Annotated in this window: 6 protein-coding genes and 1 pseudogene; 4 read left to right on the forward strand and 3 right to left on the reverse strand. The window is 36.7% G+C overall.

The genetic code is table 11. The annotated features are described in order from the left end of the window. Positions 1-50: 50 nt before the first annotated feature. Complete coding sequence (locus tag ACEN33_RS06135) at positions 51-434, reverse strand: Rid family detoxifying hydrolase (protein ID WP_407090276.1); 384 nt, start codon at positions 432-434, stop codon at positions 51-53. Between the two features lie 164 nt (positions 435-598). Here ACEN33_RS06135 and ACEN33_RS06140 point away from each other — a divergent pair, with 164 nt between their 5' ends. The 3 genes from ACEN33_RS06140 (at position 599) to ACEN33_RS06150 (ending at position 3,675) form a co-directional block, all read left to right on the forward strand. After that, positions 599-862, forward strand: coding sequence for an ACT domain-containing protein (locus ACEN33_RS06140; protein WP_138404626.1), 264 nt, complete (start codon positions 599-601; stop codon positions 860-862). 11 nt (positions 863-873) lie between these two features. Continuing rightward, complete coding sequence (locus ACEN33_RS06145; RefSeq protein WP_138404625.1) at positions 874-2,232, forward strand: PFL family protein; 1,359 nt, start codon at positions 874-876, stop codon at positions 2,230-2,232. 105 nt (positions 2,233-2,337) lie between these two features. Continuing rightward, on the forward strand, positions 2,338-3,675 hold the full coding sequence (locus ACEN33_RS06150) for an FAD-dependent oxidoreductase (RefSeq protein WP_407090275.1): 1,338 nt from the start codon (positions 2,338-2,340) through the stop codon (positions 3,673-3,675). Between the two features lie 395 nt (positions 3,676-4,070). Here ACEN33_RS06150 and ACEN33_RS06155 read toward each other — a convergent pair whose 3' ends face one another. Both ACEN33_RS06155 and ACEN33_RS06160 read right to left on the reverse strand, forming a co-directional pair. Beyond that, positions 4,071-4,316 carry a hypothetical protein gene (locus ACEN33_RS06155; protein WP_407094746.1) on the reverse strand — a complete coding sequence of 82 codons (246 nt, stop codon included), beginning with the start codon at positions 4,314-4,316 and terminating at the stop codon, positions 4,071-4,073. A 50-nt stretch (positions 4,317-4,366) separates the two neighbouring features. Continuing rightward, a complete protein-coding gene (locus ACEN33_RS06160; protein WP_407090274.1) occupies positions 4,367-4,657 on the reverse strand; it encodes a hypothetical protein in 291 nt (96 codons plus the stop codon). A 270-nt stretch (positions 4,658-4,927) separates the two neighbouring features. Between ACEN33_RS06160 and ACEN33_RS06165 the strand changes: the two are divergent. Further along, a pseudogene (locus tag ACEN33_RS06165) lies at positions 4,928-5,887 on the forward strand (IS30 family transposase). The last annotated feature ends 136 nt before the right edge of the window (positions 5,888-6,023 follow it).

Raw genomic sequence — 6,023 nt, forward strand, 5'->3', positions numbered from 1 at the left:
AATTATAATGTTTTTTAATACAAACAATAACTTAAAATACTAAGCTTATTTTATGACTCGTAATGAGCAATGACCTCCATTTTTACTTTTGCTCCCATTGGTAAACTACTTACGGCAAAAGAACTTCTAGCTGGATACGGCTTGTGAAAATTCATGGCATAGATTTCGTTAAATATCGATGAATCACCGATGTCATTCATATATAACACAACTTTTACAACGCTTGTTAAATTCAAACCTGCACTATCTAATATATGGGCAATATTTTTGAAAACTTGCTTCATTTCTTCTTCAGCATTCCCTTTAACTAATTTATTAGTTTCTGGATCAATGCCTATTTGACCTGATACATATAACATATCTCCTACACGAACGGCTTGCGAATATGGGTCCATCGGCTTTGGTGCTTTATTAGAATAATAAACTTTCTTCATACTTAGCCACCCTTTCTATGAGTCTATTTACATTATAATAAATTATAAAATAATGTATAGGAAAGTGACTATTTTCGCGTTTCTAATTATTTTTTCATTTTATGTAGGGAAAATTCTTCGGGTGTGCTATAATTTACAAAACAAATCAAAAGGTGGTTAACACAATGCAAGCTGTTATTACTGTAATTGGGAAAGACAAAGTAGGGATTCTAGCAGAAGTTGCGACACAATGCGCTAAATACAATGTAAACGTCGTGGATGTTGAACAAACGATTATGCAAGATTACTTTACGATGGTGATGTTAGTGAATATTGATAAGCTTTCAATTGAATTTGAAGAATTTCAACAGAACACGAAGGAAAGTATCCCTGAGATGGAAATACACGTGATGCATGAGGATATTTTTAATTCTATGCACCGAATTTAAGGAGTTAAACCATGTTAGAAATGCAAAATGTTATTGAAACTGTTTCTATGATTAAAGAAGATAACTTAGATATTCGTACCATTACGATGGGTATATCCTTAGTTGATTGTGCGGATGGGGATATTGATCGTTCCTGTGAGAAGATTTATAACAAAATTTATAAATCTGCCAAAGACTTAGTTAAAACTGGTGAGTTGATTGAAGGTAAATTTGGTATTCCGATTGTAAACAAACGGATTGCTGTCACTCCTATCTCTCAACTGCTTGCTGCCTCAGGTGGCGATCCTTTAAAATACGCGCGAGTTTTAGATAAAGTCGCTCAAGATATTGGTGTAAACTATATCGGTGGTTATTCTGCTTTAGTCCACAAAGGCTTTAGTAAAGGTGATTTGGAATTAATTCAATCTATTCCACAAGCCATGGCTGAGACAAATCATGTGTGTTCTTCAGTGAATATTGGTTCAACCCGTGCGGGTATCAATATGGATGCTGTGGCGATGATGGGAAATATCGTTCGTGAAGCTGCTGAACTAACACAAGATAATGAGTGTATGGGTGCTTCTAAGATTGTCGTTTTCTGTAATGCTGTTGAGGATAACCCTTTTATGGCCGGTGCTTTTCATGGATCTGGAGAGCCAGATGTTGTTATTAATGTCGGCGTTTCTGGTCCTGGTGTGGTGCGTACTGCTTTAGCAAAATTAGATAAATCGGCTTCATTAGAAGTTGTCGCTGATACCATTAAGCAAACAGCATTCAAGATCACTCGTATGGGCCAATTAGTTGGGACACAAGCCTCTGAAATGCTAGGTGTTCCATTTGGAATTGTTGATTTATCTTTAGCTCCAACACCAGCAGTAGGCGATTCTGTGGCGCATATCTTAGAAGAAATCGGTTTAGACCAAGTAGGTGCACATGGATCAATCGCCACACTTGCCATGTTAAATGATGCGGTTAAAAAAGGTGGCGTGATGGCTTCATCTCACGTTGGTGGGCTATCTGGTGCTTTCATTCCTGTGACTGAAGATGCGGGGATGATTGCCGCGGCTGCCAATGGTACTTTAAATATTGAAACATTAATGTCGATGACGGCCGTCTGTTCTGTAGGTTTGGATATGATTGTTATTCCAGGAACAACACCACCAGAAGTTGTTTCTGCCTTGATTGCTGATGAAGCAGCCATTGGTATGATTAACTCTAAAACTACCGCTGTTCGTGTGATTCCTGCGATTGGTCGCTCAGATGACGAGTCACTTGATTTCGGTGGACTCTTCGGTTCTGGTACAGTCATGCCATTAAACCAAACTTCTCCGAAAGTATTCGTTGATCGTGGTGGGCGTATTCCAGCTCCAATTCAAAGTTTAAAAAATTAATGTCTTTCTCTAGCCCCTATTTTATAGGGGTTTTTATTTTATCTACAAGCAATTTGTTTAGTGAATTTTGTTAATGGTAGTACAATATGAGTTAGGGGTGGTTTTATGAAACAAGTTAAAAATTTAATTATAGGTTTTGGTAAGGCGGGTAAAACGCTCGCGGGAGAATTCGCAAGTCGTGGTGAGGATGTTATTCTAGTTGAGAAATCTAAGAAAATGTACGGCGGGACTTGTATAAATGTTGCTTGTATTCCAACGAAGAAATTAAAATTCTTAGCTTTCAAACGTGATGAATTAGGCTATTCAATGGCTGTGAACGCTAAAAATGAGTTAATCAGCAAACTAAATAATGGAAATTACCATAAAGTTGCCGATTTAGAAAATGCTGAAGTTCTAGATGGGACGGCTTCATTTATTAATGAGAATACCGTTGAAGTTCATACTGAAGATGGCGTTGAAGAAATTCAAGCTGAGCGTATTTTTATTAATACGGGTGCGCGTCCATTTATTCCTAATATTGATGGTTTAGAATTAAGTGACCGTATTTTGACTTCTGAATCGCTAATTGAATTAACTGATTTACCAAAAGATTTGGCTATTATTGGTTCTGGTCCCGTTGGTTTAGAGTTGGCTTCTATTTATAGTCAATTTGGAAGTAATGTAACATTAATTGATCGCAACGATACGATTCTTAAAGATGAAGATGCAGATGTTCGTGATGCTGTGATTGCTGCAATTGAAGCTCAAGGTATTAATATTGTGACGAATGCGAATACGCAATCTGTAAAAGAAAATGCTGATTCGGTGTCTATTTATTATAATATAAATGGTGACCAACATGAGATTCAAGCCACTCACCTATTGGTTGCAACGGGTCGTAAACCGAATATCGAAGACTTGAATTTAGGTAAGGCTGGCATCACCGTTTCAGAAAAAGGTGCAGTTGAAGTGAATGAGTTTTTACAAACTAATCTTCCACATATTTTTGCACTCGGCGATGTTAATGGTGGTCCTCAACAGACTTATATCTCACTTGATGACTACCGCATCATTCGTGACTTCATTTATGGTGACAAGTCGTATAGTACAGACCGTCGAAAAAACGTACCTGCAACAACATTTATCGAGCCGCCTTTATCACAGGTCGGCTTATCAGAAACTGCTGCGCGTGAGCAAGGTCTTGATTACAAGGTTGCCAGTCTGGATGTAAGTTCTATTCCTAAAGCGAAAATATTAGATAACCAAACTGGTTTATATAAAGCGATTATTGATAGCAAAACGAATAAGATTCTTGGTGCTACCCTATTTGGTGAAGAATCACATGAAGTTATTAACATTATTTCAACGGCAATGATCGCTGATATGGATTACACTCAACTCAGAGATCAAATTTTCACTCACCCAACGATGGCTGAAGCCTTAAATGATTTATTTAAAATATAAAAGTATAATTAAATGAAAACCCGTCCCGAATCTTCGCGATTTGGGACGGGCTTTTTTGCTTTAGTAGGAAATTGGGTTGAAAGCGTCACTTTGATTTCTCATAGTATCGCTTTTCAACTAAAAGCGTCACTTTGAATTCTCATAGTATCGCTTTTCGAATAAAAGTCTCGTTTCACATTTTAAAATTACAATTTACATATGCCTTTTATAGGAATACTTATTAATCCCTCCTACTTTATCATAATGCTTATTCATGATTTTCTTGATTGAGGTAATGCCCATCATTCCAACCATAAAATCATAAATATTTCTTGGTGTCAGCATTTGTGGATGGTCAAAGTATAGGATTCTTATGTGATAGGCAGCTCATAGAATTACTTTTGTCTTCGTTTCTCTCACACCACATTTTCTACAGTAATACTGTGATGTTTAGCAATCGTATTAAAACTATGACATTGACAACACGTAATCCCTTTAGGAATGCCTGAAAAACTTTCTACTTGCAAGCTTTCTGGTTGAAATGGATTAGCTACTCTATATCTATTGAACACTTCATGACAAGCTTTAAGATAACTCGCCATTAGTGGGAAATCAGATTTGCGTTTAATATTTTTAATGTAGAATCTAAATTGATGGCGCAAGACAACTTCGTAATTTACTTTTGTATCTAGGCTAACTTGTGAGTGCTCCTTTATAAAATCATCGCACCCGTAACATTGACCGAATGCGGTATCTCACTTGCCATATGAGTTAAGCGATTATTGCGCTCTTGAATTTTGGTTACGATATTGTCTTTTAATAATTTGCTATTTAATACGCAGTCGAAATCTATATATTGAAAGTTTCCGTCGTCATTTTTCACTACAAGGACATACCAAGTATCTTTTGCCATAACAATAAAATCCGTTTGCAGACGCTTTCCGTTTTCAAACCAATAGTCACCAAGAATATCCCAGGTCTTAATTTCATGTTTTTTGACCAAATCGAGGACCATTTTTTCATTATATTAGCCTCGGAGTAGATAATATATTCGATTTTCTACATCTGACGGCAATTCAACTTTTCCAATGTGTGCTATTTCTAGATACACTTAATCTTTGTTTTTCTTCATAAAATTCACCCCTATATACAAGAAAAATGGTGAATTCAATTTTATAAAACGTAGATTGTAAAATTAAGCTAGACAGATAAAAAAGTCATTTATGATACACTCAAACTATACTTCCACCACGAAGAATAGGAGTGATCATAAATGACCTACTCCCATCTTACCACGGATGAATTAGTAATGATAGAATCTTATTATCATCAAAATATTTCTGTTGCGATGATTGCTGAACGCTTAAGGCGTTCACGTCAGCCCATTTATAACGTTATTAATTTCTTGAAACAAGGTAACTCAGCAATTGATTACTACAAACGCTATAAAGTATATAAAAAGCGTTGCGGTAGACATAAAATCATTTTGCCTAAAAAGCAACAGAAGTATATTAAAGAAAAAGTTGCTCAAGGATGGACGCCAGACGTCAACATTGGACGTTTTGAACAGCCAATCAGTTGTTCAATGAGAACCTTATATCGTCGATTTAAAGATGGCACCTTTGATATCACAACACTCCCTATGAAAGGCAAGTGAAAGCCAAACGGAGACCAAGAACGACGAGGAAAACAAGCGTTCAAACGAAACATCTCTGAAAGAGAAAAAGACTACCCTCTATTTAAAGATGAGTTTGGTCACATTGAAGGTGATACAATCGTTGGTGCTCATCATAAAAGTGCCATCATCACACTGGTGGAACGTCTATCTAAAGCCATCATCACCTTAAAGCCTAAAGGCAGAAAAGCAAGTGACATTGAAACAACGTTAACAGAGTGGTTTCAATCCAGCCCTAGAAACTTGTTTAAATCTTTTACCTTTGATAACGGAAAAGAATTTAGTAACTGGAAGGTGTTGTCCAACAAACATGACGTCTCGATCTACTTCGCAGATCCAGGAACACCATCACAGCGTGGTTTAAATGAACATTCAAATGGTCTATTTAGAAACGATGGCTTGCCAAAGGAAATGGACTTCAATAAAGTCGAGCAGTTATTTGTGTCTGCAGTAGCTGACAAGAGAAATCAAATACCTAGAAAATCATTAAATTATCAAACGCCTTTGGAAGTATTTTCAAGTTACATTAATGACTCGCATTTGTCTAGCTTATATTGACAATTCAAAAAATCGAGTAGGAGACTAGCCATTATTTGACTAGTCGACCTCTCACACCACCGTGCGTACGGTTCCGTACACGGCGGTTCAATACCTTGCGTAAGCAGACTCTACCAATTCGCTTAGTGGAACTAAG

The organism is Ruoffia sp. FAM 24228 (assembly GCF_045528575.1).
GTDB lineage: Bacteria > Bacillota > Bacilli > Lactobacillales > Aerococcaceae > Ruoffia > Ruoffia halotolerans.

Bases quoted from the DNA above. Each gene is read 5' to 3' on its own strand.
- ACEN33_RS06150 (WP_407090275.1), top strand. From the start codon at position 2,338: ATGAAACAAGTTAAAAATTTAATTATAGGTTTTGGTAAGGCGGGTAAA.
- ACEN33_RS06145 (WP_138404625.1), top strand. From the start codon at position 874: ATGTTAGAAATGCAAAATGTTATTGAAACTGTTTCTATGATTAAAGAA.
- ACEN33_RS06140 (WP_138404626.1), top strand. From the start codon at position 599: ATGCAAGCTGTTATTACTGTAATTGGGAAAGACAAAGTAGGGATTCTA.
- ACEN33_RS06135 (WP_407090276.1), bottom strand. From the start codon at position 434: ATGAAGAAAGTTTATTATTCTAATAAAGCACCAAAGCCGATGGACCCA.